The sequence below is a fragment of the Microtetraspora sp. AC03309 genome, assembly GCF_020826795.1.
Taxonomy (GTDB): Bacteria; Actinomycetota; Actinomycetes; order Streptosporangiales; family Streptosporangiaceae; genus Microtetraspora; species Microtetraspora glauca.
Map to the genome: position 1 here is coordinate 123788 of NZ_JADDIL010000005.1, position 22792 is coordinate 146579.

Annotated in this window: 23 protein-coding genes; 6 read left to right on the plus strand and 17 right to left on the minus strand. The window is 71.7% G+C overall.

Annotated elements, in window-relative coordinates; translation table 11 throughout:
* The 11 genes from IMZ11_RS04510 to IMZ11_RS04560 all read right to left on the minus strand — a co-directional run bounded on the left by IMZ11_RS04510 (nt 1) and on the right by IMZ11_RS04560 (nt 10351).
* Nucleotides 1–1209, minus strand: coding sequence for an acyl-CoA dehydrogenase family protein (locus IMZ11_RS04510; protein ID WP_228637747.1), 1209 nt, complete (start codon nt 1207–1209; stop codon nt 1–3).
* Entirely contained in the window at nt 1206–2393 is a 1188-nt protein-coding gene (locus IMZ11_RS04515) for a CaiB/BaiF CoA-transferase family protein (RefSeq protein WP_228637749.1), read from the minus strand. Before IMZ11_RS04515 ends, IMZ11_RS04510 begins: the two co-directional genes overlap by 4 nt.
* Nucleotides 2390–3220, minus strand: a complete 831-nt coding sequence (locus tag IMZ11_RS04520; RefSeq protein WP_228637751.1) for a gamma-glutamyl-gamma-aminobutyrate hydrolase family protein — start codon at nt 3218–3220, stop codon at nt 2390–2392. Before IMZ11_RS04520 ends, IMZ11_RS04515 begins: the two co-directional genes overlap by 4 nt.
* Nucleotides 3217–3930, minus strand: coding sequence for a gamma-glutamyl-gamma-aminobutyrate hydrolase family protein (locus tag IMZ11_RS04525; RefSeq protein WP_228637753.1), 714 nt, complete (start codon nt 3928–3930; stop codon nt 3217–3219). The genes IMZ11_RS04520 and IMZ11_RS04525 overlap by 4 nt, the downstream gene beginning before the upstream one ends.
* 2 nt (nt 3931–3932) lie before the next feature.
* Nucleotides 3933–4652 (minus strand): ABC transporter substrate-binding protein, encoded by a 720-nt coding sequence (locus IMZ11_RS04530; RefSeq protein WP_228637755.1) that lies wholly within the window; start codon nt 4650–4652, stop codon nt 3933–3935.
* Nucleotides 4649–6040 (minus strand): glutamine synthetase family protein, encoded by a 1392-nt coding sequence (locus tag IMZ11_RS04535; RefSeq protein WP_228637758.1) that lies wholly within the window; start codon nt 6038–6040, stop codon nt 4649–4651. Before IMZ11_RS04535 ends, IMZ11_RS04530 begins: the two co-directional genes overlap by 4 nt.
* A 21-nt stretch (nt 6041–6061) precedes the next feature.
* Nucleotides 6062–7282, minus strand: coding sequence for an NAD(P)/FAD-dependent oxidoreductase (locus IMZ11_RS04540; protein WP_228637760.1), 1221 nt, complete (start codon nt 7280–7282; stop codon nt 6062–6064).
* Nucleotide 7283: 1 nt separating this feature from the next.
* Nucleotides 7284–7472: a ferredoxin gene (locus IMZ11_RS04545; RefSeq protein ID WP_228637762.1), complete on the minus strand. Its 189-nt coding sequence runs from the start codon at nt 7470–7472 to the stop codon at nt 7284–7286.
* A gap of 26 nt (nt 7473–7498) precedes the next feature.
* A complete protein-coding gene (locus IMZ11_RS04550; protein ID WP_228637764.1) occupies nt 7499–8701 on the minus strand; it encodes a cytochrome P450 in 1203 nt (400 codons plus the stop codon).
* Between the two features lie 143 nt (nt 8702–8844).
* The gene (locus tag IMZ11_RS04555) at nt 8845–9594 is read right to left on the minus strand and encodes a cache domain-containing protein (protein WP_228637766.1); all 750 of its coding nucleotides are present in this window, start codon (nt 9592–9594) and stop codon (nt 8845–8847) included.
* Nucleotides 9584–10351: a FadR/GntR family transcriptional regulator gene (locus IMZ11_RS04560; protein WP_228637768.1), complete on the minus strand. Its 768-nt coding sequence runs from the start codon at nt 10349–10351 to the stop codon at nt 9584–9586. Before IMZ11_RS04560 ends, IMZ11_RS04555 begins: the two co-directional genes overlap by 11 nt.
* A gap of 204 nt (nt 10352–10555) precedes the next feature.
* Between IMZ11_RS04560 and IMZ11_RS04565 the strand changes: the two genes are divergently transcribed.
* Together IMZ11_RS04565 and IMZ11_RS04570 are read left to right on the plus strand one after the other, a co-directional pair.
* Nucleotides 10556–12040: an APC family permease gene (locus IMZ11_RS04565; protein WP_228637770.1), complete on the plus strand. Its 1485-nt coding sequence runs from the start codon at nt 10556–10558 to the stop codon at nt 12038–12040.
* A gap of 368 nt (nt 12041–12408) precedes the next feature.
* Nucleotides 12409–13434, plus strand: a complete 1026-nt coding sequence (locus IMZ11_RS04570) for a hypothetical protein (RefSeq protein ID WP_228637772.1) — start codon at nt 12409–12411, stop codon at nt 13432–13434.
* Between the two features lie 30 nt (nt 13435–13464).
* Here the strand turns inward: IMZ11_RS04570 and IMZ11_RS04575 are convergent, their stop codons facing one another.
* Nucleotides 13465–14466, minus strand: a complete 1002-nt coding sequence (locus tag IMZ11_RS04575) for a nucleoside hydrolase (protein WP_228637774.1) — start codon at nt 14464–14466, stop codon at nt 13465–13467.
* A gap of 118 nt (nt 14467–14584) precedes the next feature.
* Between IMZ11_RS04575 and IMZ11_RS04580 the strand changes: the two genes are divergently transcribed.
* Together IMZ11_RS04580 and IMZ11_RS04585 are read left to right on the plus strand one after the other, a co-directional pair.
* On the plus strand, nt 14585–15112 hold the full coding sequence (locus IMZ11_RS04580) for an RNA polymerase sigma factor (protein WP_228637776.1): 528 nt from the start codon (nt 14585–14587) through the stop codon (nt 15110–15112).
* On the plus strand, nt 15109–15924 hold the full coding sequence (locus tag IMZ11_RS04585) for an anti-sigma factor (RefSeq protein WP_228637778.1): 816 nt from the start codon (nt 15109–15111) through the stop codon (nt 15922–15924). The genes IMZ11_RS04580 and IMZ11_RS04585 overlap by 4 nt, the downstream gene beginning before the upstream one ends.
* A gap of 119 nt (nt 15925–16043) precedes the next feature.
* Here the strand turns inward: IMZ11_RS04585 and IMZ11_RS04590 are convergent, their stop codons facing one another.
* Nucleotides 16044–16763, minus strand: a complete 720-nt coding sequence (locus tag IMZ11_RS04590; RefSeq protein WP_228637780.1) for a transposase — start codon at nt 16761–16763, stop codon at nt 16044–16046.
* A gap of 122 nt (nt 16764–16885) precedes the next feature.
* Here IMZ11_RS04590 and IMZ11_RS04595 point away from each other — a divergent pair, with 122 nt between their 5' ends.
* Both IMZ11_RS04595 and IMZ11_RS04600 read left to right on the plus strand, forming a co-directional pair.
* Nucleotides 16886–17725, plus strand: coding sequence for an ATP-binding cassette domain-containing protein (locus tag IMZ11_RS04595; RefSeq protein ID WP_228637783.1), 840 nt, complete (start codon nt 16886–16888; stop codon nt 17723–17725).
* The gene (locus IMZ11_RS04600) at nt 17722–18858 is read left to right on the plus strand and encodes an ATP-binding protein (protein ID WP_228637785.1); all 1137 of its coding nucleotides are present in this window, start codon (nt 17722–17724) and stop codon (nt 18856–18858) included. The genes IMZ11_RS04595 and IMZ11_RS04600 overlap by 4 nt, the downstream gene beginning before the upstream one ends.
* Before the next feature lie 94 nt (nt 18859–18952).
* Here IMZ11_RS04600 and IMZ11_RS04605 read toward each other — a convergent pair whose 3' ends face one another.
* The 4 genes from IMZ11_RS04605 to IMZ11_RS04620 are packed head-to-tail and all read right to left on the minus strand — an operon-like array spanning nt 18953 to nt 22774.
* Complete coding sequence (locus IMZ11_RS04605; RefSeq protein ID WP_228637787.1) at nt 18953–19885, minus strand: LD-carboxypeptidase; 933 nt, start codon at nt 19883–19885, stop codon at nt 18953–18955.
* Nucleotides 19886–19899: 14 nt separating this feature from the next.
* Nucleotides 19900–20853 (minus strand): ABC transporter ATP-binding protein, encoded by a 954-nt coding sequence (locus IMZ11_RS04610; RefSeq protein WP_374462095.1) that lies wholly within the window; start codon nt 20851–20853, stop codon nt 19900–19902.
* On the minus strand, nt 20850–21878 hold the full coding sequence (locus IMZ11_RS04615; protein ID WP_228637789.1) for an ABC transporter ATP-binding protein: 1029 nt from the start codon (nt 21876–21878) through the stop codon (nt 20850–20852). Before IMZ11_RS04615 ends, IMZ11_RS04610 begins: the two co-directional genes overlap by 4 nt.
* On the minus strand, nt 21875–22774 hold the full coding sequence (locus IMZ11_RS04620; protein WP_228637791.1) for an ABC transporter permease: 900 nt from the start codon (nt 22772–22774) through the stop codon (nt 21875–21877). Before IMZ11_RS04620 ends, IMZ11_RS04615 begins: the two co-directional genes overlap by 4 nt.
* Nucleotides 22775–22792: the final 18 nt, after the last annotated feature.

Genomic DNA, 22792 nt, shown 5'->3' on the forward strand with positions numbered 1-22792 from the left:
TCAGCGGAAGGCGGCGTGGCCGGTGAGCGCCTGGCCGATCATGAGGGTGTGCATCTCCGGAGTGCCCTCGTAGGTCAGGACGGACTCCAGGTTGTTCATGTGCCGGATCACGGGGTATTCCAGGGAGATCCCGTTCGCTCCGAGGATGGTGCGTGCGGTGCGGCAGATCTCCAGCGCCTTGTTAACGTTGTTGAGCTTGCCGAGGCTGACCTGCTCGGGGCGCAACCCGACGCTGTCCTTGCGCCGCCCGAGGTGCAGCGCGAGCAGGGTGCCGTTGGTGAGCTCCACGCACATGTCGGCGAGCTTGGCCTGGGTCAGCTGGAAGCCGCCGATCGGCCTGCCGAACTGGCTGCGCTGCGTGGAGTACTCCAACGCCGCCTGGAACGCGCTGCGCGCCGCGCCCATCGCACCCCAGAGGATGCCGTAGCGCGCCTCGTTCAGGCAGGACAGCGGCCCCTTGAGCCCGCGGACCTCGGGGAACACCGCGTCATGCGGGAGACGGACGCCGTCAAGGACGAGCTCGCTGGTGACCGACGCGCGCAGCGACAGCTTGTGCTTGATCAGCGGCGCCGAGAAGCCCGGCGTGCCGGTCGGGACGACGAACCCGCGCACACCCTCGTCCGTCTGGGCCCACACGACGGCGACGTCGGCGACGGACCCGTTGGTGATCCACATCTTCGCGCCGTCGAGGATCCAGTCGGCGCGGTCGCCGGTGCCGTCGCGGCGCGCGCGGGTGCGCATGCTCCCCGGGTCCGAGCCGTGGTCGGGCTCGGTCAGCCCGAAGCAGCCGATCGCCTCCCCCGCCGCCATCCGCGGCAGCCACTCCCGCTTCTGCTCCTCGGAGCCGTGCCGCCAGATCGCGAACATCGCCAGCGACCCCTGGACGGAGACCAGGGAACGGAGGCCGGAGTCGCTGGCCTCCAGTTCGAGGCAGGCCAGCCCGTACGCGACGGCGCTCATGCCGGCGCAGCCGTACCCGTCCAGGTGCATCCCGAGGACGCCGAGGGTGCCCAGCTCCTTCGTCAGCTCGCGGATCCCCGGCAGGTCCCCGGACTCGAACCACTCGGCGACGTACGGGTCGACCAGCGCGGCGCACACCTCGCGTACGGCGCCGCGAACGTCCTTCTCGTCATCGCTGAGCAGGTCGTCGATGCCGGCGAGGTCCATCGGGTCGAGCGTGGGGCGGGGCTTGTGGTGGGCGCTGGTCATGATGAAACCTGTCCTGTGCTGGTGGGGTCGAGGTCGGACAACGAGGCGGAGCCGGAGGCGAGCCAGGCCCGGATGCCGCTCCCGTGGGCTCCGAGAGGCGGCGGCGGTCCGGCGGGACGCACCAGGTCCGCCGAGTACGTCACCGCGTGGCGCACCTGCGGGGCGTGATCGGGGCCGGGTGAGACGGTCGGGCCGAGCCCGAGCCGCTCGGCCAGGGCGAATCCCTCGGCGATGTCGCCGACCCGGCCCGCGGGGACCTGCGCGGCGGTCAGCCGGGCCTCCCAGTCCGCGGCGTCCGCGGCGGCCAGACGCGCTTCGAGCGCGGCGACGAGCGCGTCCCGATGGCCGACCCGGGCGGTGTTCGTGGCGAAGCGCTCGTCGCGGGCGAGCCCGGGGTCGCCGAGGACCGTCGCCAGCCGGGCGAACTGGCCGTCGTTTCCACACGCCACCGCGAGCAGCCCGTCCCGGCACCGCAGCGTCTCGTACGGAGCGATGGACGGGTGCCGGTTGCCCATGCGGCCGGGGGCGCGGCCGGTCTCCAGGAAGCCCTGCGCCTGGTTGACCAGCGAGCCGAGCAGGCTGGACAGCAGGTTCACCTCGACCCGGCAGCCGGCGCCGGTCCGCGCGCGGGCGGACAGCGCGGCGAGGACGCCGATGGTCGCGTCCTTGCCGGTCAGCACGTCCACCAGGGCGACTCCCGCCTTGGTGGGCTCACCGCCGGCGTCGCCGGTGATCGACATCAGCCCGCCCAGCGCCTGGACGATGAAGTCGTAGCCCAGCCGGTCCGCGCCCGCGCCCGCGCCGAAGCCGGTGATCGAGCAGTAGACGACGCCCGGGTTGCCCGCCGCGACGTCCTCGTACCCGAGGCCCTTCCTGTCCAGGGCGCCCGGCTTGAAGTTCTCGATGACCACGTCGGCGCGGCGGGCCAGCTCCCTGGCCAGGGCGAGGTCCGCCTCGTCGGCCAGATCGAGGGCCACGCTCAGCTTGGAACGGTTGACGCTCTCGAAGTAGGTCGAGGACGTCTCCGACCACGGCGGGCCCCAGGAGCGGGTGTCGTCACCGGCGCCGGGCCGCTCCACCTTGACCACCGTCGCGCCGAGGTCGGCCAGGGTCATCGTGCACAGCGGCCCGGCCAGCACGCGGCTGAAGTCGGCCACCAGGACGCCGTCGAGCGGCCGGGTCATGATCGTTCCTCCGATCCGGTACGGACGCCCGCGCGGGCCGCGGCGCCGACGAAGCCGCGGAAGAGGCGGTCCCGGTCGGCCGGCGGCCCGTCGGGGTCCTCGGGGTGCCACTGGACGCCCACGACCCAGTGCCGGGTGTGCTCGACCGCCTCGACCAGCCCGTCCTGGGCGCGGGCGGCGACGCGCAGGCCGTCGCCGAGCCGGTCCACCGCCTGGTGGTGGCCCGACCGCACCACCAGGTCGCGGCCGCCGGTGAGCTCCATGAGCCGGGTCCCCTCGATGACGCTCACACGCTCGTCGAGGAACATGGGCTCCCCGGGTCCCCCGCGGTGCAGCCGGTAGTCCTCGATGTCGGGCAGGATCGTCCCGCCGAAGGCGACGTTGATCAGCTGCGAGCCCCGGCAGATCCCCAGCACCGGCCGGCTTGCCGCGACGGCGGCGTGGACGGCCGCGACGCTGTCCCGGTCGGCGCGGGCGTCGACTCCGTAGGAGTTCGGGGCCGTGACGCCGGGACAGCCGTACATCGCGCCGTCGATGTCGCCCCCGCCGAGCAGCAGGACGCCGTCGGCCTCCGCCGCCCGCTCGGGAGACGAGGACGGTTCGGAGGTGTCGAACAGCTCGTACGTCGCGCCGGCCTCGACGAGGGTGCGCAACGCCGTACGGGTGAACCGGCGGACCAGGTCCGCGACCGGGTCCGTAAGGTCGGGAAAGTTGAGCGAGACCAGGACGGCGATGTGGGCGCCGGGCCGCGCGGGCGGGGGCAGGCCGGGGTCGACCTCGCTCCTCCGCACCACCGGAGCAGCCTCGGCATCCGTGATCGTGGTCATGCTGCGGCGTCCTTCCGGTTGCGTGCTCGGTCGATGAGGTCGGCGAACAGGGCGGCGTCCTGCGCGGAGGTCGCGAACAGGTCCTCCGGGTGCCACTGCACGGCGAGCACGTCCGCCGTGGTGTGCTCCAGGGCCTCGACGCATCCGTCGGCCGACCGGGCGGTGACGCGCAGCCCGCGCCCGAGCCGGTCGACGGCCTGGTGGTGGTAGGAGGAGACGGGGAACACGTCGGCGCCGACGACTCCCCGCAGCCGCGACCCGGGCGCCGCCGTGACCTCGTGCAGGGCGTCCCGGTGCGGTATGGCCCCTTCGTCGAGATGCTGGGTCAGGGTGCCGCCGCAGGCGACGTTGAGCACCTGGAGCCCGCGGCAGACGGCGAGCGTGGGGATGCCCTGCGCGATCACCGCCGCCGCGGCGGCCAGATCGAGGTCGTCCTGCAGCTCGTCGGGCTGCTCGGTCTCCGGCCCGCGGGCCTGGCCGTAGCGTTCCGGGCCGAGGTCGCCGCCTCCGGGAAGGACGACCCCGTCGAAGCGGCGGAGCCTCCCGGCGAGCTCGGCGGGCGCGTGCCGTACGGTCCCGTGCAGCACGAGAGGCTCCCCGCCCGCGGAGAAGACCGCCTCGCACATCGCCTCGGCGGCGACGGTCCCGGTGAAGCGCAGGCCGGAGACCGTCGTGGCCCGGCGACCGATGACGGCGACGAGGGGACGCATGATCAGACCACGCCTCCCGCGGCGAACGGGTATTCCAGGTCGGGCAGCCACTCCGCCCACACCGCGGCCAGGCGGCCGTCGCCGATGACCGCGCCCAGCGCCCGGTCAAGGGAGGCCAGCGTCTCGGGCCGGCTCTTGGAGACGGCGATGCCCCAGCGGTTCCCCGTGCGTACGGTGAAGGCCAGCTCGAAGTCGGGGTGCCGCCCCAGCGGAACGAACACCACGTCGTCGTCGACGACGCCGTCCACCTCGCCGGACCTGAGCGCGGCCAGCATGTCGCCGAAGACGTCGTCGGAGTCGCCGAACTCGACGGGAACGGCTCCCTCGAAGGTCTTCAGGAGCGCCATGTTCGTGCTGCCGGAGATCGCGGCCACGCGGCGGCCGCGCAGGTCCTCGGGCGAGGAGATCGGATCGCCGCGGCGGACCAGCACGGACTCGTGGAAGACGGCGTACGGGCGGGTGAAGTCGGCCTGCTCCAGGCGGGAGGGGATGATCCCCTGGCCGCACAGGACGCCGTCGGCGTCTCCCCGCCGGACGGCGGGGATCATGTCGTTCCAGGGCAGGTAGACCCACTCCAGCGTGCGGCCGAGTTCCGCCGCGAGGAGCTCGCCGACCGCGGGCTCGTATCCCCGGCGTCCGTGGACCGGATCGTCCAGGAGGAACAGCGGCGGCGCGTCGGAGTCGATGCAGGCCAGCCGCAGGGTCTCGTGTCGCTCGCTCACGGCGCGTCCTCCGAGTACATCGTGTGCTCCCAGTCGGTGACGACACCGCAGAACCGGGCCCACTCGTCGGTCTTGAACCGGCTGTAGAGCTCGACGAGCTCGGAGCCGAGGGCCTCCTTGACGACCTGGTCGGCCTCGAACGCGTCGAGGGCCTCCCCGAGGGTCAGCGGAAGCCTGGCGAATCCCGTCTCGCCGGTGTAGCTGGAACCGCTCTGGGCGGGCCCCGGGTCGATCCGGTTGGCGATGCCGTCGTCGATCGCCGCCAGCAACGCGGCGTGCGAGAGGTACGGGTTGACCATGGCGTCGGGGAGCTTGAACTCGAGGCGGCCGTTGGCGGACAGGCGGACCGTGCAGGTCTTGTTGTCCATGCCCCAGTTGATCTGCGAAGGGGCGAACTGCCCGGAGTCCCAGTAACGCTTGTACGAGTTGACGGTGGAGCCCATGATCGCCATGGAACCGGCGGCGTGCGTCAGGATGCCGCCCAGGGCGTGCCTGCCGATCTCGGTCAGGTGCAGCTCCGTGACGCCGGGGTCGGCCAGGACGTTCTGGTCGCCGCGCCAGAGGCTGAGGTTGTGGTGGCAGCCGTTGCCCATCATCCCGGTCGCGGGCTTGGGCATGAAGCTCGCCTTTACGCCGAGCTCGCGGGCCACCTGGCGGCAGATCTGCCGGTAGACGACGAGCCGGTCGGCCGTCAGGTCCGCGTGGTCGAACATCCAGTTGAGTTCGAGCTGTCCCGGGTCCTCGTAGTCACCCTCGATCATGTCCAGGCCCAGCGCCTGCGCGTACGCGATGACCTTCTGGTAGATGGGGCGGTACCGCTCCAGGTGGTCCACGTGGTACGCCGGGCTGGACCCCGGGCGGAACCGCGCGTCGAGGCCGGGGCCGGTCCAGGTCATCTCCGGCTCGCATCCGGAGCGCAGCTCCAGACCGGTCCGCTCGGTGAAGTCGGCGTGCAGGCGGATGAGGTTCCCGCGCACGTCCGTGGCGAGCGGCTGCCCTCCGACGCCGGGCCGGTGGTCCGGCTCGTACAGCCGGCAGAAGAAGCGGCCGATCGACGTGTCCCACGGAAGGACCGCGAACGTGTCGAGGTCGGGGAGCGCGGTGAACTCCGCGGCCTCGGCGCCGCCTCCGAGGAGGTTGCCGGCTCGGTCGGCCTGGAGGTTCGCGACGGCCGTGCGGTGGAGTTGCACCCCCTTCTCCGCGTTGCGGGCCAGGTGCCTGGCGGGGACGACCTTGCCGACGACGCGGCCGGTGATCGTGACCGCCTGGTAGTAGAGGTACTCGACGCCGGACTCGGCGATCAGGCCGCGGATCTCGTCCAGGGCACCGGTGGCCGTGTTGCGCTGCCGGTGCAGGTCCAGTGCGGTGGGAGTGGTGATGTCCGTCATGGATGCCTCGAGGTTCGTGGGTCAGGCGGCGGAGGCGAGCACGGTGAACGCCTCGCGCAGCTCGCGTTGACGGGCGGGGGACAGGTTGATCGCGACGGTGCCCACGTGGGCCGACCGCCGGTGGAACGTGGCGAGGAGCCCGGCTCGCACGTCGTCGAGGTCGCCCTCGTGGACGCGTACCTCGTCGGCCAGGCCGGGCGAGCCGTAACTCTGGAAGCGGAGGTCGAGCTGGTCGCTCCAGAACGACGGGATGGGTGTGAACGGTGCCGGGTCCGGCTCCGTCCCGGCCAGCAGGGCGGTCAGGGTCGCCGCCGCGCGCCTGGCCGTGTCCGTCGGGATCGACCAGTGCTCGACGCGGCGGGGCACGTCGTCGAAGAGGGGGTTGGGGAAGCGCGCGACGTCGCCGACGGCGACGGCGACGTCCGCGCCCACGACGGCCAGGCGGTTGTCGCACAGGACGCCGTCGGACAGGTCGAGTCCCGGGTGGCCGTCCAGCCACTCGACGTTGGGCGTGGAGCCGACGGCCTCGATGACGAGATCGGCGTCGAGGACGCGGCCGTCGTCGAGCTCGACACCGCTCACCGCCGCGTCGCCGAGGTAGGCGGCGGGCGCGTGGCCGATGACGAACGTCATCCCGGCGCGCTCGTGGTGCCGCTGGACCGCCTGGCCGAGTCGCTCGCCGAGCACGCGGTTCATCGGCGCGCCGGCGGGTTCGACGACGGTCACCCGGCATCCCTTGCCCAGCGCGGTCGCGGCGACCTCGCAGCCGATGAATCCGGCTCCGATCACCACGACGCGGGCACCGGGCAGGAGCGCGACGCGCAGGCTGACGCAGTCGTCCAGCGTACGGAGGACGAACCGGCCGGCCGCGGGACCGGGCAGGGGCAGCCGCCGCGGCCGCAGCCCGGTCGCCACCACCAGCGCGTCGAAGGTCTCCCGCGACCCGTCCCCGAGCCGGAGCACTCCCCCGGCCAGGTCGGATCCGACCACCCTCCGGCCGAGCCGGAAGTCGACGTCGCCGACCGCGGCGCGGCGCCGGAACGCCACCATGCCGTGCAGCCGGTGGGGGTCTGCGTCCCCCGGGGCGGACAGCACCTCCTTGGACAGCGGCGGCCGGTTGTAGGGCGGATACGGTTCCTCGCCGAAGACCGTGACAGGTCCGACGAATCCGGCCGACCGCAGTTGCTCGGCCGCGCGCAGACCCGCCAGGGAGGCGCCGACCACGGCGACGCGGGCGGACATGTCAGTCCTCGATGAGGATGGCCTGGACGGGGCAGACGTCCGCGGCCTCCTCTACTTCGAAGCGGTAGGACTCGTCGGGGTCGCCCTCGTAGACGAGCCTGCCCTCGTCGTCCATCTGGAAGACGGCGGGGGCGGCGATGGCGCACTGGCCATGATCCTGGCACGTGGCCAGGTCGACGATGATCCGCATGGTGTGCTCCTTGGGACGTGGACGGTTCAGGGTGCCGGGGTGAAGGCGATGGGGAGGCGGATCGGGCCGGTGTTGCCGGAGTCCGGCAACCACTCGTCCCGCCCGTCGATGTGGGGGTCGCGCATCCGGCGGGCCAGGAGCGGCAGTGCCTCGCTCATGTCGCTGCGCGCGACGAAGTGGCCGAGGCAGTGGTGGGCTCCGCCGCCGAATCCGACGTGCGGCTTGCGCTCGGCGGTGATGTCGAAGGCGCTCTCGCCGAAGGCCCGGGGGTCGGTGCCGGCCGACTCGCTGAAGAGGTGCACGGTGGTACCGGCCTCGATGTCGAGGCCGGCGAAGGTGAAGTCCTCCAGGGCCTCGCGGGTGACCCAGCGAACGGTCGGGTTGACCCGCATGACCTCTTCGACCGCCTTTCCACCGAGTTCGGGGCGCTCGGCGAGCAGCCTCCACTGGTCGGGATGCCGCATGAAGGTCTGCATGGCCAGCCCGAGCTGGTTCCGGGTGGTGTCGTAGCCGCCGAAGATGAGCAGGACCAGCGCGTCCCGCAGCTCGGCGTCGCTGAGCCTGTCGGAGTCGCGGTTGGCCTTGACCAGCGCGGAGACGAAGTCGTCACGCTCAGCCCCGCGCCGGTCGGCGATGAGCGCGTCGGCGTACGCGTAGAGGCTCCGCAGGGCTTCCTCGATCTTGGGCAGGTCCTGGCGCAGGGTGATCCCCATCGCCAGGCCGATGGTCGCGGACTCCCGCGCGATGATCGGCCATTCGTGCTCCGGCAGGCCGAGCATGATCGCGATGACCCGGGCCGCGTACGGCTCGGCGAACTCCGCGACGAACTCGCAACGGCCGGGCTCGGCGAACCCGTCGATGAGCTCCGTGGCCAGCGCCTGGAACCTGGGGACCAGGCCGCCGATCAGCTTGGACGAGAACGCCGGGTTCATCAGGCGGCGCAGGCGGTGGTGCTCCTCGCCCTCCTTGTTCAGCACCCAGCTCGCGAACCAGTCGGCGAACGGCCCCTCGGTGACGCCGTTGTGCGCCGGCCAGGCCGCGCTGCCCTGGCGGAGCTTGGGGTGCTTGAGCAACCGGCTGACCTCGTCGTAGCGCAGGATCGCGATCCCGTAGTTGGTCCGGGCGTACCAGCTGCGCTCCCGCGCCTCGTGGACGAGGTCCGACGTGATCGAGAAGCTCGGATCGGCGATGTCCAGCCGTGGGGCGGCATCAGGCGGTGTGACCGTCATGGACTCTCCAAACCGTTGGACGAGCAAGGTTGGCCGAAATACTCTAAAACTAGAGTCTTTATGTCAAGAGGTCGCCCACGATCGGGGCGGTAAAGGAGTCCGGGCGCGGCTCGGCCCCGGACGACGTCGGGGGACCTGGAGGGTTACTCGTTCTCGGCGAGCGCCACGACCCAGCCGCTGTCCAGGCCCACCGGGCAGACCTCAACGAACTCCCCCTCATGGGGGCGCGGCATCGACGGCAGCCGGGAGCCGACCACCCAACGCGGGGTGTTGGCCGCGACGACCCGCCGCTCGGCGCTGACCAGCAACGCGTCCCGCCCGGCCGAGCGGAGGGCCCTCAGCAGGGCCGGCTCGACGTCGCTCATGGCCAGGTCGGCGCCGGCGACCCCGAGGAAGATTTCGTCGGACACGGGGACGGTGAGCGTGAGCACGTAGCGGTTGGCGCCCGTGTAGTCGACGTACGGACCGAACACCGCGTGTTCCCCGCGGTCCCTGGCCGCGACGAACCAGTCCATCTGGAGGTAGTCGTACAGGTCGACACTGGTCGGATCGAAGTTCAGCCGCATCCGGGCGACCGCGTCGCCCGTGCGGTGCCACCAGTGGATGTAGCGCTCGACACCGCCGATGACGTCCGGCGCGGCGAGGAAGCCCAGGCCGTCGGCCATCGGCCTCCTGGCCAGCTCCTCCTTGATGAAGGGCTCCAGCATGCCGAGGTGGGCCTCCTTCAGCCGGCGGCCCTCGTCGAGCAGGGCGCGCCGCCGCCGGACCACCTCGGCGCCGAGCTCGTCGAGCGCGTCGAACACCCCTCCGAGCAGCGCCCTGATCCGCTCGGCCACGCGCTCGGCGCCGCCGTTCTCCGGACCGCTCGGCGGTGAAAGGCTTTCAGGAGTCAATCTCGCCCTCCGTTGAACCTCGTTCGGCAAGCAACAGGTGGAGCTCGGTGAGCCTGCGCAGGTTGCGTTGCACATGGCGCTCGGCGAGCAGCCTCGCCTGCTCGCCGTCCTCCTCGGCTATGGCCGTGGCGATGGCGTGGTGGTCGGCGACCACGTCGCCCAGCCGCGGCTCCGTCCCGTACGGCAGCCAGAGCATCCCCGCGGTCTCGGCCTGCAGGTTGATCTCGAGGCGGGTCAGCCGTTCGGACTGGGAGGCGATGGCCACCTCGATGTGGAAGCGGCTGTCGGCGCGGATGCGCGCTCCCAGGCCGCCGGCCGAGGCGAGCTGGTCGACGAGCGTGAGCAGGCGGCGAACGCCCGCTCTCGACGCCCGTTCCGCGGCGAGCTTGGCGGACAGCCCCGACACCGCCAACTGCTCGTCCGCCAGGTCGCGCAGCGCCGAGACGGGGATCGCCTGCAACCGCTCGGCCATCTCCTCGACGGGCGGGTTGGCCGGGTGACGTACGAAGGTGCCTCCGGTCCGGCCCCGGCGGGTCTCGACCAGGCCCTGCCGGCGCAGGATCGCCAGCGCCTCTCTCAGGGTCATGGGCGAGACCCCGAGCTGGTTGGCGAACTCCACCTCCGTGGGGAGCTGCTCGCCGTCGACCAGAAGCCCGAGCTCGATGGCCTTGCCGACCCGGTGGACGACCTCGTCGGCCCGGCCCGCGGTGGTCAGCGGGGAGAGCAGGGCCGCCCGTGGCGCAGACGCGCGCCGCACCCTCTCACTCCCTCCGTCGGCCAGAGATGAACAAGGAATTACCTCGTGACACTTGTGCGATAACAAATGAAATTGTAGTTTTTCCGACCATCCGGCCCCACGAGGCTAGCCGCAATCATACGGACCACCTGCCGGTCCTTTTCCCCGTACCGCCGTCCGGGTCCGCCTATCGCACGCCTTCTCCGCACAGACATCGGAGCCCCCATGAGTACGTCGATCTCACCGGAGCGAAACGACAGCGACGCCGCCCACCTGGCCTCGCTCGGTTACCAATCCGAGTTCAAGCGGGACATGACTCCCTGGGCGAACTTCTCCCTCGGCTTCACCTACCTGTCCCCCGTCGTGGGGGTGTACTCCCTGTTCGCCTACGCCCTGGCGACCGGCGGCCCGCCGATGATCTGGAGCTTCGTCATCGTCGGCGTCGGTCAGTTCCTCGTCGCGCTGATCTTCAGCGAGGTCGTCGCCCAGTACCCCGTCGTCGGCGGCGTCTATCCGTGGGCCCGGCGCCTGTGGGGCCGCCGGTACGCCTGGATGACCGGGTGGGTGTACCTCGTCGCCCTGCTCGTCACGATCGCCTCGGTCGTCTACGGCGCCGGCCCCTACATCGCCACGATGTTCGGCTTCACACCCACCGTGGACACCACGATCATCTGCGCCCTGGCCATCCTGGCCGTTGCCACCATCGTGAACTTCATGGGCACCAAGGTCCTGGCGACCGCCGCCATCATCGGTTTCACCGCGGAGATCATCGGAGCGCTGGCGGTCGGCGGCTGGCTGCTGCTCACCCACCGCAACCACAACCTGAGCGTGCTGTTCGACTCCTTCGGCGCGGGCGGCGGCGGCAGCTACATGTGGGCCTTCGCCGCGGCCGGCCTCATCGGTGTCTACCAGTACTACGGCTTCGAGGCGTGCGGCGACGTGGCCGAGGAGGTGCCCGACCCGGGCCGGCTCATCCCCAAGGCCATGCGCCGCACGATCTACATCGGCGGCGCGGCGGCCACGTTCGTCTGCCTCGCTCTCGTGCTCTCCGTCGCCGACATCCCCGCGGTGATCGCCGGCCAGGACACCGACCCGGTCACCACCCTGCTCGACCAGGCGTTCGGGCCCGTCGCCTCCAAGATGGTCCTGGCCATCGTGCTGATCTCGTTCCTCTCCTGCGCGATGAGCCTGCAGGCCGCCGCGAGCCGACTCGCCTACAGCTACGGCCGCGACGACATGATCTTGGGCAGCCGGTTCCTGAAGAAGTTCTCCCAGAAGCGCCACGTGCCGCCGTACGCGCTGCTCGTCGCGGCCGTCGTGCCCGCCGTGATCGTCATCGGCTCGAAAGCGTCGGAGAACGCCCTGGCCAAGGTGATCAGCTTCGCCGCGCTCGGCATCTACCTCGCCTTCCAGATGGTCGTCCTGGCCGCGCTGCGCGCCCGCCTCAAGGGCTGGCAGCCGAGCGGGAAGTACCGCCTCGGCCGCTGGGGCCTGCCAGTCAACATCGCGGCCCTCGTCTACGGCGTCATCGCGATGGTCAACATGTCCTGGCCCCGCACGCCGGACGCCCCCTGGTACGACAACTACATCGTGCCGCTGTCCGGGGCGGTCGTCATCGCGATCGGCGCCGTGTACATGCTGGTGCACCGGACCTACGGCCGGAGCGACGCGCCCTACGACGACGCCATCCCCAAGAAGACGACCGTCTAGAGCCGCTTGCTCGGATCACGTACGGACCCGGATCACCAGGGCTGCCACGGTCACGGTGCCGAGGTGGACGTAGACGCGCTCGTCGAGCGGGTGGCAACGGCTGGAAGACTCTTCAGCCGATCGACCGCCCGCTCGACCGCCCGCTCGACGACGTGCGCTTCCTGTCGAGGGCCATCGGGCGCATCCGCCGCCAACCGCCCGGTTCGGCGGGCCACAGCCCGCTCGCCTCGGGCGTAGGCGGTTCCCAGGAACCACGCCGTTCCACCGCGCGCTCCCTCTGATCGTGAAAGGACGCCTACTTCACGCTCTACCGCCGCTTCCTGTCGCCGCTGCGTCCCTCGCGCGGCCGCCGTGCCATCACGGTCGCGTTGGATCACGACGGGTGGTCGGAGGGAGACGTCGCCGACCTGTTCGGCTGGTCCCAGGCCAAGGTCCTGCGCATGGCCGACGCACGGCAGTCGCTGGCGGTAGAGCCAGCCGTCCCGGATGTCTCCCGGCTGGCCATCCTGACGAAGCGGTATCGCGTCCGGCGGACGATCCTGCTGTCCTGCCTGGTGGCGACGGTCACCGTCCTGGCGCCGATCCTCGTACGGACCGCCCCGGTGATCACCTCGTTCACCGGGCGGTATTCGCCCCCGATCTCCTACGAGCCCCCGCCCAGAGCGGAGGACCTGCCGCCGCTGCTCGACGACGCCATCCGGTACGCCTACCAGTTGGACGACCCCTTCGACGAGACCGGCGACCAGTACCGGTGGCACGTGGTCACGACGTCAGGGAGACGCTGGGTCCTCCGCGACTCGGGCGGGGCCGCCCGCGATTTCGTGATCAGCCCCGACGGACGGAAGGTCGCCTACTACAGCGACGAACACGAGCACGCGGTGGTCAGGGACGTCGCCACCGGCGACGTGACAGGTCTCCCGGAACGATTCGACAAACTGCTCGCCTGGTCGGGCTTCTCCCTCGACGGCCGCTACCTGGCCGCCTGCGCCCCACATCTGGACGAGGACGCGGTTGTCATCGACCTCCAGCGTGACGACCAGGTCGAGAGCTTTCCGTGCGGCAGGTTCGGCGGCTGGAGCCGGGACGGCGTCGTCTCCTTCAGCGTTGGGAAGACGACCGTGACGAGACTCGACGGCTCCATCGCGCGCACCCTTCCCTACGAGCCTTACGGAGACGGCAGGACGTCCCCCGACGGCCGGACGATCGCCGCGCTCGCGGAGAACGACAAGGTCGACCTGGTCGACTCGGCGACGGGAAAGGTGCGCCGAAGCTTCCCCGTCGAGGGCCTCGACAACGTACGGGCCTGGGCAGGTCCCGATGCGGTGATCGTCAGCTCCACCTGCGGCACATGCCTGCTCGACCTGCGCACCGGAACCTTGAGCCACCTGCAGTGAAGAAGGGACGCGCTGACCGGACGCCGGCCCTCAACGAGCCGGTCCGGGACTCCGGGCCGGCTCTCCGCCGTTCCGGGTGATCCCCGTGATCCGCGTGGTGTAGAGGTCCCAGAAGCGGTCCTCGTCGATGTCGAGCACGGTCGAGCCGCCGGCGTCGGTCTCGGCGTCCGGGACGATCTCCGGGCGGAGGAAGACGGCCGCGGCCACCGCGTCCCAGACGAACATCCGGTGGCCGGGATCCGCCGCGAAGCGGGGCCCCTCGACCGCCGCGAAGAGCCGGGCGACCGGGGAGTCCCCCGCCGCGACCACCCGATCGTAGGTGTCCCGGCCCATGGTGATCCGCTCCGCCACCTCCAGCGGGACGACCAGCCTGCGCCGGAACGGCGCGTCGAACACCACACGCGAGGCCGCCGGGTCGAACCAGCGGTTGAACTCCTCGCTCTCCGCGTCGTCGCCGAGTACGACGATCTGCCGGACCAGGGGCACCATGTCGGGGTGCTCGCGTACGGCGCGGGCCAGGTTGGTCGCCGGGCCGAGCGCGAAGACGGTCACCTCGCCGGGGTGCCGCCTCACCTGGTCGGCGATGAAGTCCGCCGCGCTCCCCCCGGTGGGTTCCGCCTTCGCGTATCCGCCGTACGGCGGGGCGGCCAGGGCGCGGTGGGACCTCGGCCGCGCCCGGTCCAGGGCGCCCCGGTAGCCCTGCCTGGGCGCGGGCGTGCCGGCCTCCCCCGTCACCACCGGGACGTCGGCCCTGCCGATCAGTTCGAGCTGGCGCAGCGCGTAGGCGGTGCCCTCCTCCGGCCAGGTGTTGCCGCCGACCGTGGTGACGCCGAGCACCTCGACGTCCGCAGTCGCGGCGAGCAGGAGCAGTGCCTGGGCGTCGTCGTTGAGCTCGCCCATGTCGGCGTCGATGATGATCTTCCCGGTGCCGGGCGGCGCGTCGAGCGGCGTGCCGGCCGAGCACGATGTCACCGCGCACATCACGGACAGCGCGGACAGGACAATTAGCGGGATCAGCCTTCTTCGCATCATGTCCCGCTTGTCGGTAAAAATGCCGCACCTGGTTCGTGAACCGCCGGGGACCCGGGATGCGACAAAGAGGCGTGACACCGATGGACAGGCAGACGGCCAGGCAGACGGACGGGCCCTCATGAACGAGCACGAGACCTGGACGGACGCCCGCTTGGTGGACGCCGTCACCGACCAGGACCGCCGGGCCCTCGAAGTCCTGTACGCCCGGCACGCACCGTGGCTCGTCATCCGGCTGACCCGCCGGTGCGCCGACCCCGCCCTGGTGGACGAGGCGGTGCAGGACACCTTCGTGGCCGTCTGGCGTACGGCAGGCAAATGGAAGGGCCAGGGCGAGGTCGCCGCGTGGATCTGGGGCATCGGCATCCGCCGGCTGCTCGACCAGCTCCGCCGCCGCCCGGCGGTGCCGCTCCCCGCGTACGAGCAGGTCATGATCTCGGCCGAGGAGCAGGTGCTGCTCGGCATCGAGTACGGCGAACTCGGCCAGGCGATGAACAGGCTCTCCCCCGAACTGCGCGCGGTCGTCCAGGCGACCGTGCTTGACGGGCTGACCACCCGGGAGGCCGGGCGGCTGCTCGGCATCCCGGCGGGGACGGTCAAGACCCGGATGATGCGCGCCCGGACGATGTTGAGGGAGGAGCTGGCGTGAACGCGTGGCACATGGACGGCGCGATGGCCGTCGCGTACCTGGACGGCGAGATGGGGCCGACGCTTGCCGCGTCGGTCGAGGCCCACCTGCTCGCCTGTGACCGGTGCCGGGACCTGCTCGCGCCGCACGTGCCGGTGAGCCGCCTGGACCGGGTGTGGGCCGGCGTCGCCGACGCGGTGGACGCGCCGGTGCCCGGACCGCTCGAGCGGCTGCTACGCGCGGCCGGGATGCGCGGGCACACGGCCCGGCTGCTGTCCGCTGCGTCCTCGCTGCGCCTCCAGTGGATCGCGGCCTCCTCGCTGGCGCTGCTGTTCGCCGCGCTGGCCTCAGGCGAGACCACCCGGTGGGGGCTGCTCGCCTATCTGGCGATCGCCCCGATCCTGCCGGTCGCCGGGGTCGCGCTGGCCTTCGGCCCGTACGGCGATCCGGCCCACGAGATCGGCCTGGCCGCGCCGTACTCGATGTTCCGGCTGATGCTGATGCGCGCCGCGCTGGTGCTCGGCACCTCGTCGGTGCTCGCGTTCGTGACGGGATGGGCCGTGCTGGACGGCGGCCGGGCCGGGGAGTGGCGAATGGCCGCGTGGCTGCTTCCCTCGCTCGCCCTGACGGGGGTGACCCTCGCGCTGTCCAGCCGCTTCGACCCGCGCCACTCCGGAATCGCCGTGGGGGCGGTCTGGCTGGCCGGGGTGGTCGTGACCAACCTGCACGAGCCGAATCCGGTACTGTTCGGGGCCGCGAGCCAGGCCGGCTACGCGGTCGTCGCCGTCGCGTCCGTCGCCCTTCTCGTCGTACGCCGCAAGGAGTTCTCTTGACATCCTCCCCTCCTGAAGGGAGGGGATTCCAGCCCTCGCAGGTCGGTCTTCCTGCTTCACCGCCGGTCGCCCGCCCGGAGAGGAATCCGTTGAGGTCTTACACCAGCTCCACAGGCGTTTCACCTCTCCGCCAGCCCGGCGGCGAGGATGTTCCTGGCCGCGTTCACATCCCGGTCGTGGACGGCGCCGCAGGCGCACACCCACTCCCGGACGGAAAGCGGCATCGCCTTGTGCACGGTCCCGCACGCCGAGCACAGCTTCGAGGAGGGGAACCAGCGGCCGACCACCACCAGCTCCCGCCCATACCACGCCGCCTTGTACTCCAGCATCGAACGCAACTCCCGCCACGACGCATCGGAGACGGCACGGGCCAGCGAGTGGTTACCGAGCATGTTGCGGACGGTCAGGTCTTCCACGGCGATCACTTGGTTCTCGCGAACAAGCCGTGTGGTGACCTTGTGCAAATAGTCCCGGCGGCGATCGGTGATCCGCGCGTACACCCGAGCCACCTTCACCCTGGCGTTGAAGGTCGGATACCTGGCCCGCCTGGCGAAGAAGCCCGCGAAGGCCGCCTGAAGGTGGCGGAGCGCCTGCTGCAACGGAACCGCCGACACCTCGTTCAGGAAGCCCAACTCATCGGTGCGCTTCCACGCGGTGAGCGCGGCCGAGGACTCCCCATAGGAGACGCGACGGCTCTCCTGCCGGTAGGTGCGGGTCCGCTCCTCCAATGCCTTGTTGTAGACGAGACGGACACAACCGAACGTCCGGGCAAGCTCATCGGCCTGCACGGGAGTCGGATAGAAGCGGAACTTGTAGGCCCGCTTCACCAGCTGCGTCACACCTCACGTTCTACCATGCGATCAGCTTCGCCATCGCACGTTTGTTCGCATCCACCGCGCGGCGTCGTGACGCGTGTCCTCCCCCGCCTGAAGGCGGAGGTCTCCATGCTCAAGGAGATTCGATGATCGAGGCGATCGGCCTGGTGAAGGCGTTCGGCCGCACCCGTTCCCTGGACGGGTTCACTTTCACCGCGCGCCCGGGTGTCACCGGCCTGCTCGGGCCGAACGGCGCGGGCAAGACCACGCTGATCAGGATGCTGGCGACCGTGCTCGCGCCGGACCGGGGCGAGCTGCGGCTGCTCGGCCGGGACCCGGCCAAGGACCGGCTGGAGATCCGGCGGCGGCTGGGATACCTGCCGCAGGAGCCGGGATACCAGCGGGGCTTCACCGTGTTCGAGTTCGTCGACTACGTGGCGATCCTTAAGGAGATGACCGACCGGAGGGCCCGGCACGACGAGGTGCGCCGGGTGATCGAGGAGGTCGGGCTCGCGCCGGTCAGCGGCAGGCGTATCCGGACCCTGTCGGGCGGGATGCGGCGGCGCCTCGGCATCGCGCAGGCGCTGCTCGGCGATCCCGAGCTGCTGCTGCTCGACGAGCCGACCGCCGGGCTGGACCCCGAGCAGCGGCTGCGGTTCCGCGAGCTGATCTTGACGATCGGCGCGGGCCGGACGGTCGTCCTGTCCACCCACCAGACCGAGGACGTCGCGGCCCTGTGCACCCGCGTGGTCGTGGTCAAGGCGGGCCGGTGCGAGTTCGAGGGAACTCCGGAGGACGTGCGCGCGCTGGCCGAGGGTCGGGTCTGGTTCTCGGAGCAGCGGGCGGGCGTGCTCTCGTGGCGCACCGGCGACGGGTTGTTCCGCAACATCGGCTCCGCCCCGGAGGGCGCCCGGATGGGCGAGCCGACCATGGAGGACGGCTACCTGCTGCTGCTCGGCGACGACGCCCGAACGGTGACCGCGTGACCTGGATCGCCGGAGTCCCATCCGTTCGCCTGCCGCGGTGGCGGTGGCCGCGATCGACGTCTCGCGGCACCGGCGATCTGGCAGAGCTGACCCGGCGGGTCCGGCACGCGATGTCCTCCGCCGAGCCGGAGAGCGCGCTCATGGCCGTGCTCGAGGCCGTACGCGAGGGGCTGGCCGTCTCCGGCGCGGCCGTGGACGTGGACGTGGACGTGGACGGCACCCTGACCGTCGCGGGTGAGCTCGGCGGCGTGTCCCGCGAGGTGCCTCTCATCTGGCACGGGGAGCGGGTGGGCCTCCTGCTGCTCGGCCGCCGGATATCCGCCGGTCGCGGCGAGCGGGCGCTGGCCGCGCTCACCCCGTACGTCGCCGACGCGGCGCACGCCGTACGGCTGGCCGCGGCACTGCGCCGCTCGCACGAGCGGGTCCTTGCCGCCCTGGAGATCGCGCGGGAGGAGGAGCGCCGCCGCCTGTACCGGGACCTGCACGACGGGCTCGGGCATGCGCTCGCCGGAATGGCCATGTCGATCAACATGGCCCGGATCAGCCTGCTGACCACCCCGGCGTCCGCCGACCGGCTCCTGCTCGGCCTGCGCAGCGGCATGGACGCGGTGAGCCAGGAGATCAGGGTGCTGACGCGCGGGCTGCGCCCGCCGGTCCTGAACGAGCTGGGCCTGGTGGGCGCGGTGCGGGCACTGGCCGCCGGGAGCTCGCCGCCGGCGGTGGTACGGACCGAGGGCGAGTCGGCGGAGCTGCCCTCGGCCGTGGAGCTGGCTGCCTACCGGATCGTGCAGGAGTGCCTGACCAACGTGCGCAAGCACGCGGGCGCCCTTTCCGTACTGGTCTCGCTGCGGCGCGACCCCTCCTGCCTGGTGGTGCGGGTCTCCGACGACGGCCGCGGCCCGGCGGCCGGGCCCGCCTCTGGAACGCTCCGCGCGGAGCCGCCGACGGGGTCGGGAATGGGGCTCGCGTCGATGCGCGAACGCGCCGCGGAGCTGGGCGGGATCTGCGTGATCGGGCCTGCGCCCGGTGGCGGCACGATCGTCGAGGCCGTGCTCCCGCTCGGCGCCGACCAGAGCCGGGACGCATGCGCCCGCCCCCACATCGGCGCCGCCGGCCCGGGGCCCATCGCCTGAGCGGCCCCGAGCCGGTCGACGTGCGCGAGGTGCCGGTTACGGCGGTGCGACGTTGAGACCGGCTCGGGGCGGAGAGGATCAGGCAGCGGAGATATCAGGACGTGAGCACCGGCTCCAGGAAGCGCAACCTGCCCGCTTCCGTGTCGAGCCGGGCCCGGACGCCGATGGGGTAGGTCTGCATCGAGATGCCGTGCCCGATGTCCGCCCCGGCGAGGACCGGCACTCCGAGGTCGCTCAGCCGCTCCACCAGCATGCGCTCCACGTCGCGCGGCTCGCCGCAGTTGGTGAACGTGCCGAGCAGGATGCCGGCCACGCCGTCGCTGTAGCTGGCCCGGCGGAGCTGGGTGATGTAGCGGTCCATCCGGAACAGCTCCTCGTCCACGTCTTCGAGGAAGAGGATCGCCCCCCTGGCGGGCAGGGACGTGTCGGTGCCGAGGGAGGCGGCCAGCAGCGTGGCCGTGCCGCCGAGCGTGTGGCCCTCCGCGACGCCGGGCACGACGGTCCTGGCGTCGGGGAAGACCAGTTCGGTCACCGTCTCCGGGTGGAACAGCAGCTTCATCAGCTCGTCGAAGTCGTACTCGCCGGGTCCCTGGTAGAAGCCGTCGCAGGCGACCATGGGCCCGAAGAGGGACGCCCAGCCGAGCTTGACCGCGATCGCCTCCAGCAGTGCGGTCACGTCGGAGTAGCCCACCACGACCTTCGGTCTGGCCGCGTCGATCGCCGACCAGTCGACCAGTTCCAGGGTGCGCTGCATGCCGTACCCGCCGCCGGCGCAGAAGACCGCGTCGAAGGCCGGGTCGCCGAGCGCCTTGGTCAGGTCGGCCGCCCGGAGGGCGTCGCCGCCCGCCAGGTAGTCGTACTCGGTCCCGCCGACCCGCGAGGAGGCGAACACCTCGGGCTTGAGGCCGACCTCTTCCATCGCCGCCAGGCCGCGGTCCAGGTTGGCCTGGTTCGGCGGGCTGCTGGCGGCGACGACGGCGACACGGGCGCCGGGTCGCAGGGCGGGCGGACGGAGGAAAGCGGTCACAGAGGGAGTCTCCTTCACTGGACGAGGTGGCAGGCGGCGAGGCTGGACGCCGACGGGTCGCCGGTCAGGACGGGCAGGTCCTCACCGTCGCACCGCGGGTCCCGCTCGGCCGCCCTGAGCGGGCATCGGGGGTGGAAACGGCAGCCGCCGGGTACGGAGGTCGGGTCCGGCGGCTCGCCGGTGAGCAGCACGGGCGGCTCGCCCGAGTCGGGCAGCACCGACAGCAGCGCCCTGGTGTAGGGGTGCTTGGGACGGAGCAGGACCTCCTCGACCGTACCTGTCTCGACGATCCTGCCGAGATACATGACGGCGACCCTGTCCGCGATGTTCCAGGCGAGGCCGAGATCGTGGCTGACGACGAGCGCGGACAGGCCGAGCGAGTCGCGCAGCTCCAGGATCAGCTTGAGGATCTCGCCCCTGACCGAGGCGTCGAGCGAGGCCACCGGCTCGTCGGCGACGATCACCGAAGGTTCGAGCGCGAGCGCCCCCGCGATGACGACGCGCTGCTGCTGGCCGCCGGACATCTCGTGCGGGAAACGGCCCGCGAACTGCTCGGGCGGCCGCAGCCCGGCCTTGGCGAGCGCGGTGTGCACGCGCTCGTCGAGCCGGTCGGTCAGGCCGTGCAGCCTGGGCCCTTCGGCGACGGCGTCGAAGACGTTCTGCCTGGGGTTGAGCGCGCCGCCCGGGTCCTGCAGGACGAGCTGGGTGTGGCGGCGGTAGGCCTTCAGCGCGGCGGCGGAGTAGCCGAGCGGCTCGCCGTCGCTCAGCACCTGGCCGCCGGTCGGCTTCACCAGCCCGACCAGGGCTCTGGCGAGCGTGGACTTGCCGCATCCCGACTCGCCGACGAGCGCGACGATCTCGCCTTGCCGTACCCGCAGGTTCACCCCGTCGACGGCGCGCGCGGGCGCGGCTCCCCTGCGCGCCGGATAGGTGACCGTCAGGTCGCGGACTTCGAGCACGGGTTTCACGTCCCGCTCCCTTCCAGCACGTGCAGGCACGCGGCCTCGCGCCGCGGACCGCTCGGCCACAGTTCCACGGTGTCGGTACGGCAGGCGTCCATGACCTCGGAGCAGCGCGGTGCGAACGCGCAGCCCCTGCCCTCACTGAGCCTGGCCAGCTCGGACGGTGTGGGCGGGTCGCCGGGGAGCCCGGCGGGCGCGAGCCGTGAGGCCGGGTCGCCGATCGTCGGGAAGGCCCGGCCCAGCGCCCGCGTGTAGGGGTGCCGGGGCTCGGCGATGAGCTGCTTGGACGGGCCGATCTCGGTGATCCGTCCGGCGTACATGACGGCGAGCCGTTCGCACATGTGCGACAGCACCGACAGGTCGTGGCTGATCATGATGACGCCGATGCCCGCCTCGCGTACCAGCTCGCCGAGCAGGTTCAGCACCTGCGCCTGGACCATGACGTCGAGCGCGGTGGTCGGCTCGTCGGCGATGATCAGGTCGGGACGGCAGGCTAGCGCCATCGCGATCATGATGCGCTGGCGCTGGCCGCCGGAGAACTCGTGCGGGTAGGACTCGAGCCGCCGCGAGGGCACGCCCACGCTGTCGAGCAGCTCGGCGGCGCGCTCGCGTGCCGCCCTCTGGCCGATCTTGTCGTGCAGCAGGATGGGCTCGCGGATCTGCTCGCCGATCGTGCGCACCGGGTTGAGTGCGCTCATCGCACCCTGGAACACGACGGAGGCCGCCGACCAGCGCACCGCGCGCAGCCGCGCCCACCTGGCGGTCAGCAGGTCCTCTCCCTTGAACAGGACCTCGCCGCTCACCTGGGCGGAGGCGGGCAGCAGCCGCAGCAGGCTGAGCGCCATCGTGGACTTGCCCGAACCGGACTCCCCCGCGATGCCGAGGGTCTGGCCGCGGTCGAGGGTGAAGCTCACGCCGCGTACGGCGGGCACGGTCTGCTCGCCGCTCCGGTAGCTCACCCGCAGGTCACGGACGTCGAGCATGGGGGCGGCCTGTCCCTCCGGTGCCGTGGTCCGCTCGTGCGCCGTCATCGGCCCACCATCCTCGGGTTGAGCACGTGCTCGACGGCGCGGCCGACGAGCGTGAAACCGAGCACGACGATGAGGATCGCGATGCCCGGCGGCATCAGATACCACCACGCGCCCGCCGTGACCGCGCCGCCCAGGAACGCCGCCTCGAGCATCGAGCCCCAGGTCACGCTGGTCGGGTCGCCGAGGCCGAGGAAGGTCAGCGTGGCCTCCGACAGGATCGCCGAGGCGACGGTGAGCGTGCTGGAGACGAGGATCAGCGGCATGACGTTGGGCAGCACATGCCTGATCATGATCTGCGTGTTCCCCGCGCCCAGCACCTTCGCCCGTTCGATGAAGGGTCGCGCCTCGACGGCGAGCGTCTGGGCGCGTACGAGGCGGGCGGTCGCGGTCCACGAGGTGACCGCGATGGCGATCGTGATCGACGCCGCGCCCTGGCCGAGCACCGCGGAGAGCGAGATGGCCAGCGGCAGGCTGGGCAGCGCGATGAACCAGTCGGTCACGTGCATCAGGATCTTGCCGACCCAGCCCTGGTAGTGCCCGGCCAGCAGGCCGACCGCGCTGCCGAGGACCACGGTGAGCGCGGTGGCGATGAGGCCGATGCTGAGCGACTCGCGCGCGCCCCAGATGACCAGCAGCAAGATCGAGCGCCCCGCCTGGTCGGTGCCGAGCGGGTACCCGTCGACGGGCGGCGAGAGCTGCGGTCCGTCCACCTTGATCACGTTGAGCTGGTCGTCGCCGATGAACAGCGGCGCCGCCAGGGCGAGCGCGCCGAAGGCGATGAGCAGGCCGAGCCCGGCCAGCCCGGCGGGCCGCTTGGCGTAGGCGCGGCAGAACCGGCTGAACGCGTGCCGGCGCGGGGCCTCGGGAGCGGCCGAGGTGTACGTGGCCGCGGTCATCGGGCACCGCCTCGGTCA

Bases quoted from the DNA above. Each gene is read 5' to 3' on its own strand.
- IMZ11_RS04580 (WP_228637776.1), top strand. From the start codon at position 14,585: ATGAACGAGCACGAGACCTGGACGGACGCCCGCTTGGTGGACGCCGTC.
- IMZ11_RS04510 (WP_228637747.1), bottom strand. From the start codon at position 1,209: ATGACCAGCGCCCACCACAAGCCCCGCCCCACGCTCGACCCGATGGAC.
- IMZ11_RS04620 (WP_228637791.1), bottom strand. From the start codon at position 22,774: ATGACCGCGGCCACGTACACCTCGGCCGCTCCCGAGGCCCCGCGCCGG.
- IMZ11_RS04535 (WP_228637758.1), bottom strand. From the start codon at position 6,040: ATGACGGACATCACCACTCCCACCGCACTGGACCTGCACCGGCAGCGC.
- IMZ11_RS04525 (WP_228637753.1), bottom strand. From the start codon at position 3,930: ATGCGTCCCCTCGTCGCCGTCATCGGTCGCCGGGCCACGACGGTCTCC.
- IMZ11_RS04595 (WP_228637783.1), top strand. From the start codon at position 16,886: ATGATCGAGGCGATCGGCCTGGTGAAGGCGTTCGGCCGCACCCGTTCC.
- IMZ11_RS04565 (WP_228637770.1), top strand. From the start codon at position 10,556: ATGAGTACGTCGATCTCACCGGAGCGAAACGACAGCGACGCCGCCCAC.
- IMZ11_RS04575 (WP_228637774.1), bottom strand. From the start codon at position 14,466: ATGATGCGAAGAAGGCTGATCCCGCTAATTGTCCTGTCCGCGCTGTCC.
- IMZ11_RS04545 (WP_228637762.1), bottom strand. From the start codon at position 7,472: ATGCGGATCATCGTCGACCTGGCCACGTGCCAGGATCATGGCCAGTGC.
- IMZ11_RS04615 (WP_228637789.1), bottom strand. From the start codon at position 21,878: ATGACGGCGCACGAGCGGACCACGGCACCGGAGGGACAGGCCGCCCCC.
- IMZ11_RS04540 (WP_228637760.1), bottom strand. From the start codon at position 7,282: ATGTCCGCCCGCGTCGCCGTGGTCGGCGCCTCCCTGGCGGGTCTGCGC.
- IMZ11_RS04515 (WP_228637749.1), bottom strand. From the start codon at position 2,393: ATGACCCGGCCGCTCGACGGCGTCCTGGTGGCCGACTTCAGCCGCGTG.
- IMZ11_RS04550 (WP_228637764.1), bottom strand. From the start codon at position 8,701: ATGACGGTCACACCGCCTGATGCCGCCCCACGGCTGGACATCGCCGAT.
- IMZ11_RS04520 (WP_228637751.1), bottom strand. From the start codon at position 3,220: ATGACCACGATCACGGATGCCGAGGCTGCTCCGGTGGTGCGGAGGAGC.